This window comes from Nonomuraea sp. NPDC048826, from assembly GCF_043198225.1.
Lineage (GTDB): Bacteria > Actinomycetota > Actinomycetes > Streptosporangiales > Streptosporangiaceae > Nonomuraea.
Genome location: NZ_JBICUQ010000005.1, coordinates 12673 through 30472, shown reverse-complemented (window position 1 = coordinate 30472; position 17800 = coordinate 12673). Strand labels below are relative to the sequence as shown.

18 protein-coding genes are annotated in these 17800 nt (G+C 72.2%); 11 read left to right on the top strand and 7 right to left on the bottom strand.

Annotation, left to right across the window (positions count from 1 at the left end; genetic code table 11):
- Positions 1 to 12: 12 nt before the first annotated feature.
- Positions 13 to 792: an RNA polymerase sigma factor SigF gene (locus ACGFI7_RS18490; RefSeq protein WP_393405771.1), complete on the top strand. Its 780-nt coding sequence runs from the start codon at positions 13 to 15 to the stop codon at positions 790 to 792.
- Here ACGFI7_RS18490 and ACGFI7_RS18485 read toward each other — a convergent pair.
- Entirely contained in the window at positions 789 to 1175 is a 387-nt protein-coding gene (locus ACGFI7_RS18485) for a hypothetical protein (RefSeq protein WP_393405769.1), read from the bottom strand. The genes ACGFI7_RS18490 and ACGFI7_RS18485 overlap by 4 nt on opposite strands.
- Before the next feature lie 115 nt (positions 1176 to 1290).
- Here ACGFI7_RS18485 and ACGFI7_RS18480 point away from each other — a divergent pair, with 115 nt between their 5' ends.
- Positions 1291 to 2256, top strand: coding sequence for a diacylglycerol/lipid kinase family protein (locus tag ACGFI7_RS18480; protein WP_393405767.1), 966 nt, complete (start codon positions 1291 to 1293; stop codon positions 2254 to 2256).
- Between the two features lie 283 nt (positions 2257 to 2539).
- Positions 2540 to 2794, top strand: a complete 255-nt coding sequence (locus tag ACGFI7_RS18475) for a WhiB family transcriptional regulator (RefSeq protein WP_393405765.1) — start codon at positions 2540 to 2542, stop codon at positions 2792 to 2794.
- 187 nt (positions 2795 to 2981) lie between these two features.
- On the opposite strand, the gene ACGFI7_RS18470 is transcribed toward ACGFI7_RS18475, so the two are convergent.
- The gene (locus ACGFI7_RS18470; RefSeq protein ID WP_393405764.1) at positions 2982 to 4451 is read right to left on the bottom strand and encodes a histidine kinase N-terminal domain-containing protein; all 1470 of its coding nucleotides are present in this window, start codon (positions 4449 to 4451) and stop codon (positions 2982 to 2984) included.
- A 373-nt stretch (positions 4452 to 4824) separates the two neighbouring features.
- On the opposite strand from ACGFI7_RS18470, the gene ACGFI7_RS18465 reads away from it, so the two are divergent.
- The 7 genes from ACGFI7_RS18465 (at position 4825) to ACGFI7_RS18435 (ending at position 11235) form a co-directional block, all read left to right on the top strand.
- A complete protein-coding gene (locus tag ACGFI7_RS18465; RefSeq protein ID WP_393405762.1) occupies positions 4825 to 5544 on the top strand; it encodes a GntR family transcriptional regulator in 720 nt (239 codons plus the stop codon).
- Between the two features lie 24 nt (positions 5545 to 5568).
- On the top strand, positions 5569 to 6285 hold the full coding sequence (gene bioD, locus ACGFI7_RS18460) for a dethiobiotin synthase (RefSeq protein ID WP_393405760.1): 717 nt from the start codon (positions 5569 to 5571) through the stop codon (positions 6283 to 6285).
- 37 nt (positions 6286 to 6322) lie between these two features.
- The gene (locus ACGFI7_RS18455) at positions 6323 to 6904 is read left to right on the top strand and encodes a helix-turn-helix domain-containing protein (protein ID WP_393405758.1); all 582 of its coding nucleotides are present in this window, start codon (positions 6323 to 6325) and stop codon (positions 6902 to 6904) included.
- Between the two features lie 70 nt (positions 6905 to 6974).
- The gene (locus ACGFI7_RS18450) at positions 6975 to 8135 is read left to right on the top strand and encodes a histidine kinase (RefSeq protein WP_393405756.1); all 1161 of its coding nucleotides are present in this window, start codon (positions 6975 to 6977) and stop codon (positions 8133 to 8135) included.
- Entirely contained in the window at positions 8126 to 8779 is a 654-nt protein-coding gene (locus ACGFI7_RS18445) for a response regulator (protein ID WP_393405754.1), read from the top strand. The genes ACGFI7_RS18450 and ACGFI7_RS18445 overlap by 10 nt, the downstream gene beginning before the upstream one ends.
- Positions 8776 to 9537 (top strand): DUF4097 family beta strand repeat-containing protein, encoded by a 762-nt coding sequence (locus tag ACGFI7_RS18440; RefSeq protein WP_393405752.1) that lies wholly within the window; start codon positions 8776 to 8778, stop codon positions 9535 to 9537. The genes ACGFI7_RS18445 and ACGFI7_RS18440 overlap by 4 nt, the downstream gene beginning before the upstream one ends.
- Positions 9538 to 9588: 51 nt before the next feature.
- On the top strand, positions 9589 to 11235 hold the full coding sequence (locus ACGFI7_RS18435) for an acetolactate synthase (RefSeq protein ID WP_393405750.1): 1647 nt from the start codon (positions 9589 to 9591) through the stop codon (positions 11233 to 11235).
- A gap of 6 nt (positions 11236 to 11241) precedes the next feature.
- Here the strand turns inward: ACGFI7_RS18435 and ACGFI7_RS18430 are convergent, their stop codons facing one another.
- Positions 11242 to 12798, bottom strand: coding sequence for a serine/threonine protein kinase (locus ACGFI7_RS18430; protein WP_393405748.1), 1557 nt, complete (start codon positions 12796 to 12798; stop codon positions 11242 to 11244).
- Between the two features lie 245 nt (positions 12799 to 13043).
- Between ACGFI7_RS18430 and ACGFI7_RS18425 the strand changes: the two genes are divergently transcribed.
- Positions 13044 to 13424, top strand: a complete 381-nt coding sequence (locus tag ACGFI7_RS18425; protein WP_393405746.1) for a thioesterase family protein — start codon at positions 13044 to 13046, stop codon at positions 13422 to 13424.
- On the opposite strand, the gene ACGFI7_RS18420 is transcribed toward ACGFI7_RS18425, so the two are convergent.
- The 4 genes from ACGFI7_RS18420 to ACGFI7_RS18405 form a co-directional block, all read right to left on the bottom strand.
- Positions 13414 to 13626, bottom strand: coding sequence for a biotin/lipoyl-binding carrier protein (locus ACGFI7_RS18420; RefSeq protein ID WP_146178623.1), 213 nt, complete (start codon positions 13624 to 13626; stop codon positions 13414 to 13416). The two genes, ACGFI7_RS18425 and ACGFI7_RS18420, sit on opposite strands and share 11 nt — an antisense overlap.
- 33 nt (positions 13627 to 13659) lie before the next feature.
- Positions 13660 to 15051, bottom strand: a complete 1392-nt coding sequence (locus tag ACGFI7_RS18415) for an acetyl/propionyl/methylcrotonyl-CoA carboxylase subunit alpha (protein WP_393405744.1) — start codon at positions 15049 to 15051, stop codon at positions 13660 to 13662.
- 133 nt (positions 15052 to 15184) lie between these two features.
- Positions 15185 to 16444, bottom strand: a complete 1260-nt coding sequence (locus ACGFI7_RS18410; protein WP_393405742.1) for an HD-GYP domain-containing protein — start codon at positions 16442 to 16444, stop codon at positions 15185 to 15187.
- On the bottom strand, positions 16441 to 17796 hold the full coding sequence (locus ACGFI7_RS18405) for an HD-GYP domain-containing protein (protein WP_393405740.1): 1356 nt from the start codon (positions 17794 to 17796) through the stop codon (positions 16441 to 16443). Before ACGFI7_RS18405 ends, ACGFI7_RS18410 begins: the two co-directional genes overlap by 4 nt.
- Positions 17797 to 17800 lie beyond the last annotated feature (4 nt).

Below are 17800 nucleotides of genomic sequence, written 5' to 3'. Positions count from 1 at the left end.
AGGACTGGAGCCATGGCCGCCAGCGACCACGCCGTGCCCGACCGGGTCCGTGCTCGCCTGCTGTTCGCCGAGCTGTCCGAGCTGGGCCCCGACGCGCCGCGCCGGCAACGCATCAGGGACGAGCTGGTCGAGCTCCACCTTCCCCTGGTCGAATACCTGGCCCGCCGCTTCCGCAACCGGGGCGAGTGGCTCGACGACCTCACCCAGGTCGCCACCATCGGGCTGATCAAGTCGATCGACCGCTTCGACCTCAACCGCGGCGTCGAGTTCTCCACGTACGCCACGCCCACCATCGTCGGCGAGATCAAGCGTCACTTCCGCGACAAGGGCTGGGCGGTCCGGGTGCCGCGCCGCCTGCAGGAGCTGAAGCTCTCGCTCACCAAGGCCATCAGCGAGCTCTCGCAGCGCGAGGGCCGCGCGCCGACCGTGGCGGAGCTGGCGGCCTACCTGAAGATGACCGAGGAGGAGGTGCTGGAAGGCCTCGAGTCGGCCAACGCCTACTCGACGGTCTCCCTCGACGCGCCCGACTCGGGCGACGACGACGCCCCCGCGGTGTCCGACTCGCTCGGCATCGTGGACGAGTCGCTCGAAGGCGTCGAATACCGCGAGTCGCTCAAGCCGCTGCTCGAACGGCTGCCGCCGCGCGAGAAGCGCATCCTGCTGCTGCGGTTCTTCGGCAACATGACGCAGTCGCAGATCGCCACCGAGCTCGGCATCTCGCAGATGCACGTGTCGCGGCTGCTCGCCCGCACCCTCGCCCAGCTCCGCGAGGGCCTGACGGCCGACGACTAGGCGTCGTCACCGAAGAGCGCGTGGGTGGTGGGAGGCGCCAGCAGCATGCCCAGCCCGGCGAGGGCGATCACGATCAACGGGATCCCGAGCGCGGGCTGGTCCGACTGGATGAGCGTGACCGCCACCGGCAGCAGGAAGATCTGGGTCACCACGCTGGGCGCCCTCCCCCAGCGTTCGGCGGCCAGCAGCCCGCCCCACGCCACCCAGAGCAGCCCGGCGCCGACCAGCACGCCGAACGCGGCCTCGGCCAGCGCCGCCGTCAGGTCGCCCGCGCCGCCGAGCACCGTCTCCACGGCGACGTAGATCCCCAGCCCCAGCGCGATCAGCCCTTCGAGGGCGACGATCACGGCGGCCATCACCAGACTCCACGGACGCTTCGCCACACTCCGCACCCTATCCACCCCTGACCTCGGCTCTGACGCCTCACCTGGCAAATCACCCGCCCGAAATGGGACGTTTGCGACAAGCCAGACATCCATCAACGGCTACCCTGGCCTCATGCGCGCGATGCTCCTGGTCAACCCCAAGGCCACCACCACCAACGCCCGCACCCGCAACGTGCTGATCCGGGCGCTCGGGGCGGCCGTGGAGCTGGCCGTCGAGGAGACGGCCTACCGGGGCCACGCGGCCACGCTGGCCGCCACCGCCCGCGCCAAGGGCTACGACCTGGTGGCCGTGCTGGGCGGCGACGGCACCATCAACGAGACCGTCAACGGCCTGCTCAACCCGGTCAACGGCCATCCCGAGCCGCTCGGCGACGACCCTAGCCGCAGCCGTCCCGCGCTCGCCGTGATCCCCGGCGGCAGCGCCAACGTCTTCGCCCGCGCGCTGGGGCTGCCGAACCACCCGGTGGAGGCCACCGGCGCGGTGCTGGAGGCGCTCCGCGAGGGCCGCACCCGCACCGTGGGGCTGGGCCAGGCGCTGTGGGAGGGCGAGAGCCGCTACTTCACCTTCTGCTCGGGCCTGGGCTACGACGCCGAGGTCATCAGGGCCGTGGAGGGCCTGCGCGGCACCGGCCGCAAGGCGACGCCCACCCGCTACGTGAACACCGCGCTGCGCCACTACATGGCCACCGACAAGACCCATCCCGCGATGACGCTGACCGGGCCGGGCATCCCCACGACCCGGGGGCTGTTCATGGCCATCATCTGCAACACCGCGCCGTGGACGTACGTCGGCTCCAGGCCGGTGAACCCCACGCCGTGGGCGAGTTTCGAGACCGGGCTCGACATGCTGGGGCTGCGCCGGCTGGGCCTCACGTCGCTGCTGCCGGTCATCCGGCACATCCTCACGGAGAGTGAGGCCCTTCCGTCCGGCAGACACCTGACACAGTTGCACGACGAGGCCGAGTTCACGCTCAGGGCGAGCCGTCCTGTGGCCTTTCAGCTGGACGGCGACTATCTGGGTGAGCGCGAGGCGGTCACATTCCGCGCTACACCCAACGCGTTACAAGTTCTGGTCTAGCTCATTACATTCGGTCATAGTGTGACGCATACGACAGCCATTACGGCGAAAACTTGGGCCTCGCCCTCTTGCGTGCACTCTCCGTGGCTGAAAAGCTCAAGGTGACGTCGGAACGTAGGACCTTTACCCCAAACCTCCTGGTCTCCGGCGTTCAGCGCGGCCATCCCCGGCTTCCCCACAAGGCGTCGGGGAATTGTCCGCGCGCCTTAGTGAAACTCTTCACAAAGTAGTAGCCGCACCGGAGCCGACTCACAGGCGGTTCCATCTACTAAGGAGTGGACGCATGGACTGGCGCCACCGAGCTGCCTGCCGTGACGTGGACCCCGAGCTGTTCTTCCCGATCGGGAACACCGGACCGGCACTCATGCAGATCGAAGAGGCCAAAGAGGTCTGCCGTTCCTGCTCGGCCGTGGAGGCCTGCCTCAAGTGGGCGCTGGAGTCCGGACAGGACGCCGGCGTCTGGGGTGGTCTCAGCGAGGACGAGCGCCGCGCCCTGAAGCGCCGCACCGCCCGGGCCCGCGCCCGTGCCAGCGCCTGACCGATCTCGACCCGGAAGGCAGGAATCCGCCTGAAAGCCGCGACGAACCGACCAGCCTGGCAGGACGACCTGTCCACCAGAACCGCGCCGCGTCCCTGAGCATGGGGGACGCGGCGTTCGGCTTCCCGGGGCGCGCACAGGCCTTCCAGGAGCATTCCAGAGCCTCGTGAAGGGGTTTCCCCGGCGGTCATCCGGCGGGCAGCGGGATCGAGAGCGTCGCCTCCGTGCCGCCGCCCTCGCGCGGCTTGATCGCCAGCTTGCCCGACAGCTCCCCCTCGACGAGCGTGCGCACGATCTGCAGCCCGAGGCTGGTCGAGCTGTCGAGGTCGAACCCCTCCGGCAGCCCCCGGCCGTCGTCCCAGACGATGACGTGCAGCCGCTCAGCACCCGGCTCGACCACCACCTGCAGCCGCCTGGGCCGGCCGTGCTGCAGCGCGTTCTGCAGCAGCTCGGTCAGCGCCATGGCCAGCGGGGTGGCGATGAGCGAGGGCAGCACGCCGAACGCCCCCAGCCGGCGCGGCGTGACCGCGGCCTCCGGGGCCGACACCTCCCCCGCCATCGCGATCACCCGGTCGGCGATCTCGTCGAAGTCGACGAACTCCTCCGGCGCGTGCGAGAGCGTCTCGTGCACGATCGCGATCGAGCCGACCCGCCGCACCGCCTCCTCCAGCGCCTCGCGGCCCTCCGGCACCTGCAGCCGCCTGGCCTGCAACCGGAGCAGGGCGGCGACCGTCTGCAGGTTGTTCTTGACCCGATGGTGGATCTCGCGGATGGTGGCGTCCTTGGTCATCAGCTCGCGCTCGCGCCGCCGCAGCTCGGTCACGTCGCGGATGAGCACCAGCGCGCCGATGCGGCCGCCGCCGACGATCAGCGGGATCGCGCGCAGCTGCACGATCGTGCCGCCGGACTCGACCTCGGTCTCCTTGGCGGCCCGGCCGCTGGCCACGATCATCAGGTCTTCGTTGATCGGCTCGTCGGAGTAGCACAGCGTCGCGGTCACCCGGCCCAGCTCGACGCCCACCAGGTCGGCGTGCAGGCCGAGCCGCCGGTAGGCCGAGAGCGCGTTCGGCGACGCGTACGTGACCCGGCCGGCCCGGTCGAGCCGCAGCAGGCCGTCTCCGACGCGCGGCGAGCGCACCAGGATGGGCTCCTCGCCGGAGAACGGGAAGCGGCCCTCGGCCACCATCTGCGCCAGGTCGGAGGCGCTCTGCAGGTAGGTCAGCTCCAGCCGGGAGGGGGTGCGGGCCGACGACAGGTTGGTGGAGCGCTGGATGACCCCCAGGAACCGGGCGTCGCCGCCGGGCACGGAGCGCCGCACCGGGATCGTCTCCTCGCGCACCGGGACGCCGGTCGACCAGTCGGGGTCGCCCTCGCGGCAGATGCGCCGCTCGGCCCAGGCGGTGTCGATCAGCGGGCGCTCGCCCCTGGCCACGACGCTGCCGACGACGTCGTCGTGGTAGACGGTCGGGCCGGTGGTCGGCCGCATCTGGGCGATCGCGATCCAGCCGCCCTCGCCGAGCAGCGGCGCCCACAGGATGAGGTCGGCGAACGACAGGTCGGCCAGCAGCTGCCAGTCGGAGACCAGCGAGTGGAGCCAGTCGAGGTCAGCCCCGTCGAGCGCGGTGTGGCGGACGACGAGGTCGCTGAGAGTCGGCACGACTGCATCATGCGTGGTTTCCCGCGCAACAGCCAAACCGGCCGCCCCGCGCCAGTGAGAACCATCACACCACCATGGCGGGTCGAAAGGAGAAAGGCGTGTTGTCCCCGTACCACCAGGCGTTCCAGGCAGAGGAAGGGCACGGTTCATGGTTGCCACGCCGCCCACGGCTGTGGATATCCTTCACCATCAGCCTGAGCTGCCTGTACGGGCGCGCGGCAAGGCAGGTGAGCGGGTCTGCGCGGAGCAGAGAGCCGGGGCACCGGCGAGCTGCACGCGCGCGCGGTTGACCGTGAGGGCGGATCTGGGTTCCGATGATCCAGCGGTGATCAGACACACGCCTTCACCGCCGTGGCAGAAGTGAAGGTGAGACGTGACAGACGAAGGCCCTCGCGTACCGAAGTACTACGACGTGAAGCGGAGCCTGCTCGAGCTCACGAAGTCGCTGGCGCCGGGCACCGCTCTGCCCCCCGAGCGGACGCTCGCCGTGCGCTTCGAGACCTCACGCACCACGGTCAGGCAGGCCCTGACCGAGCTGGTGGTCGAAGGCCGGCTGCTGCGCATCCAGGGCAAGGGCACGTTCGTCGCGCAGCCCAAGGTGGCCCAGGTCCTTCAGCTCACCTCGTACATCGGAGACCTGCGCACGGCGGGGCTCGAACCCGACACGAAGATCCTGGAGATCGGCTACATCACCGCCGACGAGCCGCTGGCGCGGCGGCTGGCGATCAACCCGGGCGGGCGCGTGCTGCGCATCCACCGGCTGCGGCTGGCCAACGGCGAGCCCGTCTCGGTCGACACCACCCACCTGTCCGCGCGCCGCTTTCCGCGCCTGCGCCGCGAGCTGGAGGTGCACTCCTCGCTGTACGAGACGCTGCACAACGCCTACAGCGTGCGGCTCACGGACGCGGAGGAGATCATCGAGACCGTCCTGGCCACCCCGTACGACGCCAAGCTGCTCGGCGTGGACGTGGGCCTGCCCATGCTGCTGCTCACCCGCCACGCCTTCGACGCCGACGGCAACCCGGTGGAGTGGGCGCAGTCGCTCTACCGGGGCGACCGCTACAAGTTCGTCACCCGCCTCCGCCGTCCCTGATCCCGGCCCGTCTACGCTGGGCCGATGAGCGTCATCGTGGTCACGGGCACCGGCGTGCGGGTGGGCAAGACCGTGGTCTGCGCGGCCCTCGCGGCGCTGGCCCGGGCCCGCGGGGCGAGCGTGGCGGTGGTCAAACCCGCGCAGACCGGGGTGGCCGCCGACGGGCGCGGCGACCTGGACGAGGTCATCAGGCTGTCCGGGGTGTCGACCACGTTCGAGCTGACCCGGTTCGAGCCGCCGCTGTCGCCCGCCGCCGCGGCGCGCGCGACCGGGGTGCCGCCGGTGTCGCTGCCGCAGGTCGCCCGGCGGATCCGGGAGCTGGCCGAGAGCACCCGGCTGGTGATCGTGGAGGGCACGGGCGGGCTGCTGGTGCGCTTCGACGAGGACGGCGCGACGATCGCCGACCTGGCGCGGCTGCTCGGCGCGCAGGTGCTCGTGGTGACCGGGGCCGGGCGCGGCACGCTCAACCACACGGCGCTGACCCTGGAGGCGATCGCGCACCGCGGGCTGGACCTGGCCGGGGTGGTCATCGGCGCGTGGCCACCCGAGCCGGGCGTGATCGAGCGGAGCAACGTGGCCGACCTGGAGATGCTGGCGGCCCGGCCGCTCGCGGGCGCGCTGCCGCAGGACGCGGGGGTGCTCGACGTCGAGCCCTTCGCGGCGGCGGCGCGGCGCGGGCTGGCCGTGACGCTGGGCGGCGCCTTCGACCCGGCCGCGTTCCGCGACTCGTACCGCGTCTAGAATTGCCGGGCCGGCAAGTCGTTTTGCGGGGAGTGACGTGACAGAGGCGATCGAGGACGTGCTGGCCCAGGTCGGCCCCCGGCTCAAGCGGCTGCGCGCCGACCACGGCCTGACCCTGACCGGGCTCGCCGAGGCCACCGGCATCTCCACCAGCACGCTGTCGCGCCTGGAGTCGGGGCAGCGCCGGCCCACGCTGGAGCTGCTGCTGCCCATCGCCCAGGCCTACCAGGTGCCGCTGCAGGAGCTGGTGGGCGCGCCGGAGGTCGGCGACCCGCGGATCCGCCCCACGCCGCAGAAGATGAACGGGATGACGGTGCTGCCGCTGACCCGCCAGCCGGGCCCGCTGCAGGCGTTCAAGATGATCATCCCGGGCGGGCGGGGCACCCCCGATCCGCAGACCCACGAGGGCTACGAGTGGCTCTACGTGCTGTCCGGCCGGCTGCGCCTGGTGCTGGCCGATCGTGACCTGCTGCTGAAGGCCGGGGAGGCGGCCGAGTTCGACACCCGGCTCCCTCACTGGTTCGGCAGCGCCGACGAGCAGCCCGTCGAGATCCTCAGCCTCTTCGGCCGGCAGGGCGAGCGCATGCACGTCCGGGCCAGGCCGAAGCCCCGCGGGTAGGGCTAGCCCCACCCCCAGACGGGCACCAGGCCCATGCCCGCCGGGCCGCCCGACTCAATACGGTAGATGCATGAAAGTCCCCCGCCCCTGGTCGTCCAGGGCCTGGCTGGACACCGCGCACGTGATCACCGGGCTCCCCGTCGCCTGCGTGCTCGCCTCGGCGACGCTCCCGCTGGCCCTGTTCCCCACCGCGCTCCGGCACGCCCTGCCGTGGCTCACCCGGGTGCAGCGCTCCAGGTTCGCGGCGTTCCAGGGGGCCCGGATCCCGCCGATGCCGGTGGCGCCCAGCTGGCGCACCAGGAGCCTGTGGCGGCAGACCGGCTATCACGCGCTGTCGCCGCTCGTGAGCTTCCCCGCGGCGGTCCTGGTGTCGGGGGTCTGGGGCGCGGGCCTCGTGGGCCTGCTGTCCTTCCTGGGGCCCGTCACGAGCCCGGCTCCCCTGGTCTTCTCGCCCGACCTGCGCAACCCGGCGATCACGGGCACCTACATGGCGGCCGGCGTCGTCCTGCTGACCCTGGCGCCGCTGCTGGCGCGCGCCATGGCCGCGCTCGACCTGGCGGTGGCCCGCGCGCTGCTCGGCCCCAGCCGCCGCGAGCTGGACGAGCGGATCGAGACGCTGACCGAGAGCCGCGCGGGCGTGATCGACGCCGCCGACGCAGAACGCCGCCGCATCGAGCGCGACCTGCACGACGGCGCCCAGCAGCGGCTGGTGTCGCTCGCGATGAACCTGGGCATGGCCCGCGCCAGCATGACCGACCTGCCCGAGCCCGCCCGCCAGGCCATCGTCCAGGCGCACGAGGAGGCCAAGCAGGCGCTCAAGGAGCTGCGCGACTTCGTCCGCGGCCTGCACCCCGCGGTGCTCAACGACCAGGGCCTGGACGCGGCGCTCTCCGGCGTCGCGGCGCGGGCCCCCATCCCGGTGCGGCTGGAGGTCGTCATCGGCCGCCGCGCCTCCCCGACGATCGAGGCGGTGGCGTTCTTCATCGTGTCCGAGGCACTCACCAACATCGCCAAGCACGCCGCGGCCACCAGGGCCGAGGTGAGCGTGCGGCGCGACCGCGACCGGCTGCTCCTGCTGGTGTACGACGACGGCTGCGGAGGGGCCACCATGGAGCGCGGCACCGGGCTGCGCGGCCTGGCCCAGCGGGTCGAGTCCGTGGACGGGACCCTGCGGCTGAGCAGCCCGCTGGGCGGGCCGACGACGATCGAGGTGGAGCTGCCGTGCGAATAGTGCTGGCCGAGGACTCCGTGCTGCTGCGCGAGGGCCTGATCCGGCTGCTGGAGGCCTCCGGCATGCGCGTGGTGGCGGCCGTGGCCGAGGCCGAGGGGCTGCTGCGGGCCGCCGAGGAGCACCGGCCCGACCTGGTGCTGACCGACGTGCGCATGCCGCCCACGCACACCGACGAGGGGCTGCGGGCCGCGCTGGTGCTCCGCCGCGAGCAGCCGTCCCTGGCGGTCCTGGTGCTGTCGCAGTACGTGGAGGAGCGTTACGCCGCCCAGCTGTTGTCGTCCGCCACGGGCGGCGTCGGCTACCTGTTGAAGGACCGGGTGGCCGACGTGTCCGAGTTCGTCGACGCGCTGCGCCGGGTCGCGTCCGGGGGCACCGCGCTCGACCCCGAGGTCGTCGCCCAGCTCCTGCTGCGCGGCCACAGCGACCCGCTGGACCGGCTGACGCCCCGCGAGCACGAGGTGCTCAAGCTGATGGCCGAGGGCCGCTCCAACGCGGGCATCGGGCAGGCCCTGGTGCTCAGCGAGGGCGCGGTGGGCAAGCACATCGGCAACATCTTCGCCAAGCTCGACCTGCCCCCGGCCGAGGGCGACCACCGGCGGGTGCTCGCCGTGCTCCAGTTCCTCAAGATCAGGAGCTCGCCGTGAGACGGCACTGGCTGATCCTGGGCACGGCCATGACGGTGATCGCGCTGGTCATCTCCGCCAATGTCGTCTGGGAGATCTTCGTCGATCCCAGCCCGCCGAGCGAGACGACCTGGCGGTCCGTCCCGTTCCGGGGCGGCACGCTGACGATCGAGGCAGGCGACGACATCCACGTGCACATCCAGGCCGGCCCGGCCGGCTCCGTCGGGATAGCCCGAGATCTGGTGTGGACCGAGCGCAAGCCCACGGTGAGCGAGGAGTGGGCGGGCGACGCGCTCCGCCTCGACGGCGGCTGCCCCGGCGACCGCCTCCCCGACAGGCCCGACTGCGTGATCAACTACCAGCTGTACGTACCACCGGAGACCGACGTCGTGGCGACCACGAGCGCCTCGCTGAGTGTCAGCCGCATCCACGGTGACGTCAGCCTCACCTCCGCCTGGGGCCGCGTCGGCGCCGACGATCTGACCGGGGACCTGCGGCTGCGCAGTGAGACCGGCGACATCGACGCCGGGGGCCTGCGCGGCGGCACGGTCGACGCCGAGACCGGCACCGGCACCGTGCGCATCTCGTTCGACACCCCGCCGTCGGACGTGCGCGCCGCCGTCAGGGCCTCCGGCGACATCGGGATGGATCTGCCGGAGGGCGTCTACGACGTGGTCGTCAGCGCCCCCCGCACGGACGTCGAGAGCCGCGTCGACCCGTCCTCCTCGCGCAAGGTGCGGGCCACGACCCCCGACGGCGGCATCCACATCTGCTGCTGACCTCCCCCTGGATGCTGTTTACTCTTGTGACTCATTGGTAAGTTCCGGGCTATGGAGTCTGCGAAGCACGCCGGTGACGCCGCCGTCGCCGTGTCCAAGGCCTACGGTGTCGAGACCATGTTCACCCTCTCGGGAGGGCATGTCTTCCCTCTGTACGACGGCGCCCAGCACGAGGGCATGCGCATCCTCGACGTGCGCCACGAACAGAGCGCGGTCTTCGCCGCGGAGGCCACCGCCCGCCTGACGAGGAAGCCCGGCCTGGCGGTGCTCACCGCGGGCCCCGGCATCACCAACGGCGTCAGCGGCGTGGCCACGGCCCACTTCAACGGCTCACCCGTGGTCGTCATGGGCGGGCGCGCCCCGCAGTCCCGCTGGGGCACCGGCGCCCTGCAGGAGATGGACCACCCGCCGCTGCTGGCCCCGATCACCAAGCTGGCGTTCACCTCCTCCGGCGCCGACTCGATCGGCCAGGACGTCGAGATGGCCTTCCGCACGGCCGTGGCGCCGCACCGGGGGCCGGTCTTCCTCGACTTCTACATGGACCACCTGTTCTCGCCGTCGCCCGGGCACGAGCCGCAGACGCAGACGCCGTCGCCGCTGGAGCCCGACCCCGACGACCTGCGCGCCATCGCCCGGCTGCTCGCCGAGGCCGAGCGCCCGGTCCTGGTGTACGGGTCCGACGTGTGGATGGACCGGGCCGAGGAGGCCGCCCGCGACTTCGCCGAGGCGTGGCGGCTGCCGGTCATCCCCAACGGCCAGGGCCGCGGCATCCTCCCGGCCGGCCACGAGCTGCTCGTCACCCGCGCCCGCGGCCAGGCGTTCGCCAAGGCCGACCTGGTCATCGTGATCGGCACCCCGCTCGACTTCCGGCTCGGCTACGGCTGGTTCGGCGGCAAGGACGGCGCCCCGCTGGCCAAGGTCGTGCACATCGCCGACACCCGGTCCCACCTGGTCACCCACATGCCGCCGGCCGCCTCCGCCGCCGGCGACCTGTCCGTGGTGCTGTGGAGCCTCGGCGACGCGTGCGGCGAGGCGGGCGTCAAGCCCACCCGGTACGCCTCGTGGCTGTCCACGCTCGCCGACACCGCCTCGGCCGCCATCGCCGGCGACGCCGACCTGCTGGCCGCCGACAGCGACCCGATCCACCCCATGCGCATCTACGGCGAGCTGGGCAAGGTGCTCGCCGAGGACGCGGTGGTCATCGGCGACGGCGGCGACTTCGTCTCCTACGCCGGCAAGTACGTCGAGCCCAGGCAGCCGGGCAACTGGCTCGACCCCGGCCCGTACGGCTGCCTCGGCACCGGCCTCGGCTACGCCATCGCCGCCCGCCTGGCCCGCCCGTCCTCGCAGGTGGTGCTGCTGCTGGGCGACGGTGCCGCCGGCTTCTCGCTGATGGACGTCGACACGCTGGTGCGCCACCGCCTGCCGGTCGTCATGATCTGCGGCAACAACGGCATCTGGGGGCTGGAGAAGCACCCGATGCAGCTGCTCTACGGCTACGACGTGGCGGCCGAGCTGCAGCCGCAGTGCCGCTACGACCAGGTGGTGACGGCGCTGGGCGGCGGCGGCGAGCTGGTGACCGACCCGTCGGAGATCGGGCCGGCGCTGCGCCGCGCGTTCGACTCCGGCATCCCCTACCTGGTCAACATCGCGACCGACCCGCAGATCGCCTACCCGCGCAACACCACGGGGGTGTGACGGAGGTCAGTCCTTGGGCACCGGAGTGATCGTGGGGCTCGGCGTCGCCGAGCCGCACGGGTCGATCGCGATGAGGACGACCTTGACCGTCTTGCCCACCTGGAGATCCTCGCCGCCGTCGGGCCAGCTCTGCGCGACCTTCAGACACTCCGGCTTCACCTTGCCGCCGGTCTGGTCGTCGGCGAAGACCTTGAACCCGGCGGCGTGGATCATGGTCTTCGCCTGCGGGTAGGGCAGGTCGACCACGTAGGGCACGGCCTTGGTCGGCTTGGGAGTCGGGGTGGGGGTCGGCGTCTTGGACGGCGTCGGGGTGGTGGACACCGTCGGCGTGGGGGTCCCCGTCGGCTTCGTCGGCTCCGCCGTCGGCGTCGTCTCCTGCCGGATCGGCTCCTCCGTCGTACGCGTCACCGAGGGCCTGGGCCGCTTGGTGGTCTTGGTGGGGGTCGGTTCATCGGCGGACGCCAAGTCGGTCTGCGCCACCACGGTCGGTTCGGGCGTCGGCAGGCTCGTGCCGCTCATGTTGGTCAGCGCGACCGCGCCCGCGCCCACCCCGACCACCACGGCGCCGGCCAGCGCGGCCACCAGGCCGCCCCGGCGGGGGGCCTTGGCGGCGCGACGGCTCTGCTGGCGGGGCCGGGCGACCGTGGGGGCCTCCGCGGCCTGCAGCGCGCCGGTCTGGTAGACCTCCGGCGGCGGCGGGGGCATGGTCGCACCCGTCGTCGGCATCACCGGCTGCGGGGGCGGCAGCTCACCGGCGGCGAGCATGCGCGCCGCGTCGCTCATCGCCCGGGCGTTCGGGAAGCGCCGCGCCGGGTCCTTGGACAGCGCCTGCTCCACCATCGCGCGCACCGGCGGCGGGATGTCGGGAGGCAGCGGCGGCGGCGCCTCCCTGATGTGCTTGAGCGCGATCGTGACGGGGCTGTCGCCGTCGAACGGGCGCTGCCCGGCCAGGCACTCGTAGGCGACCACGCCGAGCGCGTAGATGTCGACGGCGGGCGTGACGGGCGCGCCCTCGGCCTGCTCGGGCGCGCAGTAGGCGGCGGTGCCGAGGACCATGCCGGCGTCGGTGAGCCGGTTGCCCAGGTCGGAGCGGGCGATGCCGAAGTCGGTCAGCACGAGCGTGCCGTCGCGCTGCACGAGCAGGTTGCCGGGCTTCACGTCGCGGTGGACGATGCCCCGGTCGTGGACGGCCTGCAGGGCCGAGGCGGCCTGCGCGATCAGCTCCATGGCCGGCTGGGGCGCGATCCGCCCCAGGCGGGTGAGCAGCCGGTCGAGCGGCTCGCCGTCGACGAACTTCATCACCAGGTAGACGGTGTCGCCGCTGACTCCGTAGTCGTAGACGTCGACCACGCCCGGGTGGTTGATCGTGGCCATCGCCCTGGCCTCACCCTGGAAGCGGGCGAGGAATCCAGGGTCTTGCATACGGCCCGGGAGCAGCACTTTGACGGCGACGGTCCGGGCGAGGACCGTGTCCTCGCCGCGCCAGACCTCGCCCATGCCGCCTGCGCCGATGCGGGTATCCAGACGATACCGCCCGGCCAGCGTCGTCCCTTGGGCCACCATGACTTCCCCCGCTACCCCTCTGCCTCTCGAACCTCTCCCACCCCAGGGTTCTCCAACAAAGCGAACTTGTGTCGCGGTGAGGTAACGCAGAGGTCACGGAACTCCGAGAGTGTACGACTCACCTTTCCCACACGCCACACAAATGCCATAAGCCGTACAAACCCTATCCTGAGGTCTCGGGACTGCGTTTGTCCCCGTTTTCGACCAGATCACGATGGCCGAGCCCCGCCAACTAGGCTGGAGCCATGACGCTCGCTCCGGGTCTTCGCGCACAGCTGACGGTCATGGTCGAGGTGGACGACACCGCGTCGAAGATCGGCAGCGGCGACGTGCCGGTGCTCGCCACGCCGCGCCTGCTCGCCCTCGCCGAGCAGGCCACCGTGCGCGCCGCCTTCGACCACCTGAAGCCCGGCGAGACCTCCGTCGGCACCCGCGTCGAGCTCGAACACCTGGCCGCCACCCCGGTCGGCGCTGAGGTCGAGATCGGCGCCGAGCTGACCGCGGTCGACGGCAGGCGGCTGGTCTTCGGCTTCCACGCCCGCGACGCGCACGCCGTCATCGCCCGCGGCACCATCGAACGGGTCGTGGTCGACCGCGACAGGTTCATGGCGCGCGTCACTCGATGACGGCGATCAGGTCGCCTTCCTGGATCACGTCGCCCTCGGCCACCTTCAGCTGGGCCACCACGCCGTCGTCCTCGGCGAGCACCGGGATCTCCATCTTCATCGACTCGAGAATGACGAGCGTGTCGCCGTCGGAGACCGTGTCTCCTTCCTTGACGACCACCTTCCACACGTTCGCCACCATCTCCGCACGGACCTCAGCCACCGCGACTCCCCTCTACGAAATGATCCAACAATGTCATGCGGGCCTGCCGCCGCGCATCCGCGCCACCAGACCGGTGTCGTAGTCGCCGCGGACGAACTCGTCATGCTCCAGCAACTCCGCGCAGAAGGGCAAGTTGTTCTTCGGGCCCTCGACGGTGAAGCCGGCCACCGCCTTGCGTGCCCGCTCCAGCGCCTCGGCCCGGGTCGCGGCGTGCACGCACAGCTTGGCCATGAGCGGATCGTAGAACGGGGTGACGATGTCGCCGGCCGCGTAGCCCGAGTCGATCCGCACCCCGTCGCCGGTCGGCTCGTCCCAGGCGGTGATCGTGCCTGGGCCGGGGAGGAAGCGCTTGGGGTCCTCGGCGTAGACGCGGAACTCGATCGCGTGCCCGGCCGGCTCCGGCGCCACCTCCGGGCTCTCCCCGGCGGCGACCCGCAGCTGCAGCTCCACCAGGTCGAGCCCGGTGACCAGCTCGGTGACCGGATGCTCCACCTGGAGCCGGGTGTTCATCTCCAGGAAGACGAAGTCCTGGGCGTCGGCGTCGACGAGGCACTCGACGGTGCCGGCGCCGAGATAGCCGACCGCCTCGCCCGCCCGCACGGCGGCGTCGAGCATGCGCGCACGGAGCTCGGGGCTGAGCCCGGGAGACGGTGACTCCTCCACCACCTTCTGGTGGCGGCGCTGCACCGAGCAGTCGCGCTCGCCCAGCGCCACGACCCTGCCGTCGGGCAGCCCCAGGATCTGCACCTCGACGTGGCGGGCCCGCTCGATGTAGCGCTCCAGCAGGACGGCGGGCCCGGCCAGCACGTCACCGGCGCCGCCCGCAGCCGCCGCGGCCGCGAACCGGGCGGCAGCCCTGGACGCCTGCTCGAACGCCTTGGCCAGCTCCCGCTCGTCGCGGGCCACGCTCATGCCGATGCCCCCGCCGCCTCCGGCGGTCTTGACCATCACCGGGTAGCCGATGCCCCGCGCGGCCTCCAGCGCCAGGTCCAGATCGGTGGCGGGCTCGCGGGTGCCGGCCGCGACCGGCACGCCGGCCGCCTCCATCAGGTTGCGGGCGTTGATCTTGTCGCCCATCCGGTCGATCGCCTCGGGCGACGGCCCGACCCAGACCAGCCCGGCGTCGAGCACGGCGCGGGCGAAGCCGGAGTTCTCCGACAGGAACCCGTAACCCGGGTGCACCGCGCGCGCCCCGGTCGCCCGGGCCGCCTCCAGCACCTTGCCGGTGTCGAGATAGCTCTGCGCGGGCGCCGCCGGGCCGATCAGCACGGCCTCGTCGGCCTCGCGCACGAACGGCAGCCCCGCGTCCGCCTCCGAGTGGACCGCGACGGCCCGCAACCCCAGGCGCTTGACCGTACGAATGATCCGGCGGGCGATCTCTCCCCGATTGGCGACCAGCACGGGCCCCAGCGACTCAGTCAGCACGCAGCAACCCTACGACTCCCGCAGCCGCCACCCCTTTCCCTCGAAACCACCGATCCGCGCATGCGGATCTGTAGGATTCCTACAATTGTGAGTGCGTCGAAACCCGGTAGTCACCGGTCTGACTGCGCGACCTCTACAGCCGCAGCAGGGGGCGGCCCGCCACCCGGGCCAGCGCCTCGACCGCGTCGGGATCGTACGCGACGCCCGCTCCCAGCCTCAGCCGCTCCAGCGCGGCGCTCGCCCGGTCGCGGTCGGTCGACCCGCCGAGCAGGTCGTCGTAGGCGTTGACGACCTTGATGATGCGGCTGGCGAGCGGTGGATCCTCGCTCACCGGGTCGCACTGGCGCTTCACCAGGTCGGCCACCCGGTCGAGCACGCCCGTCTGCCTGATCACCTCGGCGCCCAGCTCGGCGATGCGCCGGGCCTGGTCGGGCTCGGTGAGCACGGTGGCGCCGCCGGGGATGGGGTCGCGCAGCGAGAGCTGGCCGATGTCGTGCATCAGCGCGGCGTACTCCAGCTCCAGCAGCTCCGGCTCGGCCATGCCCAGCTCCCTGCCGACGGCCACGGCCAGCCGGCTCACCCGGCGCGAGTGGCCGGGCTCGACGTAGCCGCCGACCTCGGTGACCCTCGACAGGGCGCGCACGGTCTGCAGGTAGGTGGCGCGGATGCCGGCGTACTTGCGGAAGGCCACCTGGGTGACCAGCAGCGGGGCCGCGAAGACGAGCAGCGCCACCAGGTCCATGCTGTGCGTGGCGAGCGCCAGCAGCACCCCCGACGAGGCGACGGCGGCGCCGAGCGGGAAGGCGACGTTGAGCTCGTCGCGCACCGCCACCCGGAACGCGGTGCGCACCTGCTCGGCCCGGAGCATGGCCGCGATCAGCGTGTCGATCAGCAGCATCAGGCCGATCAGCACCACCATCACGCCGAGCGCCGGCCACCAGGTGCCGCCCTCGCCCTGGGTGAGCAGGTGGAGCCGGTCGGCGAGCGGCCGGAAGGCGAAGGCCAGCAGCGCGCCGGTGAGCAGGCGGCGGGCCATCGCGTCGAGCCGGGGCGGCCTGCCGACCGCCAGGTGGGGCAGCGCGCCCGCGATCATGCCGACCGCGATCACGGCCACGACCTGGAGCGCGGAGTGGCGCAGCGGATTCTGGCTGAGGTCGAGCAGCAGCGTGTAGCCGAGCGCGGCGGCGGCCCCGATCGGGGCGACCTCCCGGTTGCCCGGCATGGTGAGCCTGGCCAGCTCACCGGCCGCGATCAGCGCGCCGAACCCGACGGCGATCTCCGGATGGTCGAGGCCGACGGCCGAGACGTGCGCGACGCCCGCGACGGCGACCGCGACCGCGGCGCAGACGAGCAGCAGCTGACCGGTGTGGAGCCGCCGGAGCGCGCGCGTCACTGCCCGGTCACCACTTGGATGGGCATGGTCGGGTCGTCGTGGTCCTTCGTGAGGGTCTCGGCGGCGTCGGGAGGCGGCGGCTCGACGCGGCGCGGCGGCTGCCACGGCTCGCGTTCGAGCGCCCGCACGAACGCGGCCACCATGACCGGGTCGAACTGGGTGCCGGCGCTCTTGCGCAACTCCTCGACGGCCACGCTGACGGGCCGGGCGCCGCGGTAGGAGCGGTCGGAGGTCATCGAGTCGAACGCGTCGGCCACCGCGATCACCCGGGCGAACTCCGGGATCTCGTCGCCCGCCAGCCCCATCGGATAGCCCTTGCCGTCGTGGCGCTCGTGGTGGTGCATGATGCCGGCGAACGCCTCGTCGAGGAAGTCGATGCCCTGCACGATCTCCAGCCCGCGCATCGGGTGGAGCTGGATCGCGGCGAACTCCTCCTCGGTGAGCGGCCCGTCCTTCTGCAGCACCTTGGTCGGCACGCCGAGCTTGCCGACGTCGTGGAGCATGCCGGCGTAGCGGATGGCGCGCATCCGCTCGGTGCCCATGCCGATCTCCTCGGCGATCATGCCGGACGCGAGCGACACCCGGGTGCAGTGGCCCCTGGTGTAGTAGTCCTTCGTCTCCACCGCCTGGCACAGCGCCGCGATCGTGGCGTCGTACGAGCGCTGCTGCGCGTGGTACTGCCCGAACGCCCAGCGGGCCACGAAGAGCGGCACCAGCACGAGCACCGCCGAGATCGACTGGATCGTCGCCCACAGGCCCGCCACCAGGAGCCCGAACGTGCCGTAGCCGAAGTAGGACAGCAGGAACTGGGCCAGGCCGCGCAGCGGCATGTCGACCGCCCCGCCGCGGGTCGCGAGCCGGACCATGGTGCTCGTGAGCAGGATGTTGAGCGGCACGAACACCGCGGTCGCGGCGACGTACGGGCCGATGAGGTCGTCGAACTCGTGGACCTCGGGCACCCCGACCGCGCCGCCGAGCCAGACGTAGACGAAACCGGCGGCGTAGCCGCAGATGGCGAACTGCGCGCCGTTGAAGACGCGCTTGACGATCGGCAGCCCCGGCCGCACGCTGAGCACGGCCGTCAGCCCCACCAGCGCGGCGCCTTCCGGCCCGATCAGCACCACGGCGGCCAGCGCGGCCGAGAAGCTGACCGACACCGCGAAATGCTCCACGGTGAGCAGGGTCGGCATCGACTCGCACACCAGGAACAGGAGCATGAGGACGAGCAGGACGTCGAGCTTGCCCGCCACCGCCGGGCCTCCCGGCGCGACGGCGCCCCACGCCATGAGCCCGGCCACCGCGGCGGTCAGCGCGGCCAGGTAGGCCCTCGCGGGCCACGGCAGTTCACGCATTGCG

Coding starts and splice junctions, on each gene's coding strand:
- ACGFI7_RS18475 (WP_393405765.1), top strand. CDS start 2,540: ATGGACTGGCGCCACCGAGCTGCCTGCCGTGACGTGGACCCCGAGCTG.
- bioD (WP_393405760.1), top strand. CDS start 5,569: ATGAGCGTCATCGTGGTCACGGGCACCGGCGTGCGGGTGGGCAAGACC.
- ACGFI7_RS18405 (WP_393405740.1), bottom strand. CDS start 17,796: ATGCGTGAACTGCCGTGGCCCGCGAGGGCCTACCTGGCCGCGCTGACC.
- ACGFI7_RS18450 (WP_393405756.1), top strand. CDS start 6,975: ATGAAAGTCCCCCGCCCCTGGTCGTCCAGGGCCTGGCTGGACACCGCG.
- ACGFI7_RS18425 (WP_393405746.1), top strand. CDS start 13,044: ATGACGCTCGCTCCGGGTCTTCGCGCACAGCTGACGGTCATGGTCGAG.
- ACGFI7_RS18430 (WP_393405748.1), bottom strand. CDS start 12,798: ATGGTGGCCCAAGGGACGACGCTGGCCGGGCGGTATCGTCTGGATACC.
- ACGFI7_RS18435 (WP_393405750.1), top strand. CDS start 9,589: ATGGAGTCTGCGAAGCACGCCGGTGACGCCGCCGTCGCCGTGTCCAAG.
- ACGFI7_RS18480 (WP_393405767.1), top strand. CDS start 1,291: ATGCGCGCGATGCTCCTGGTCAACCCCAAGGCCACCACCACCAACGCC.
- ACGFI7_RS18490 (WP_393405771.1), top strand. CDS start 13: ATGGCCGCCAGCGACCACGCCGTGCCCGACCGGGTCCGTGCTCGCCTG.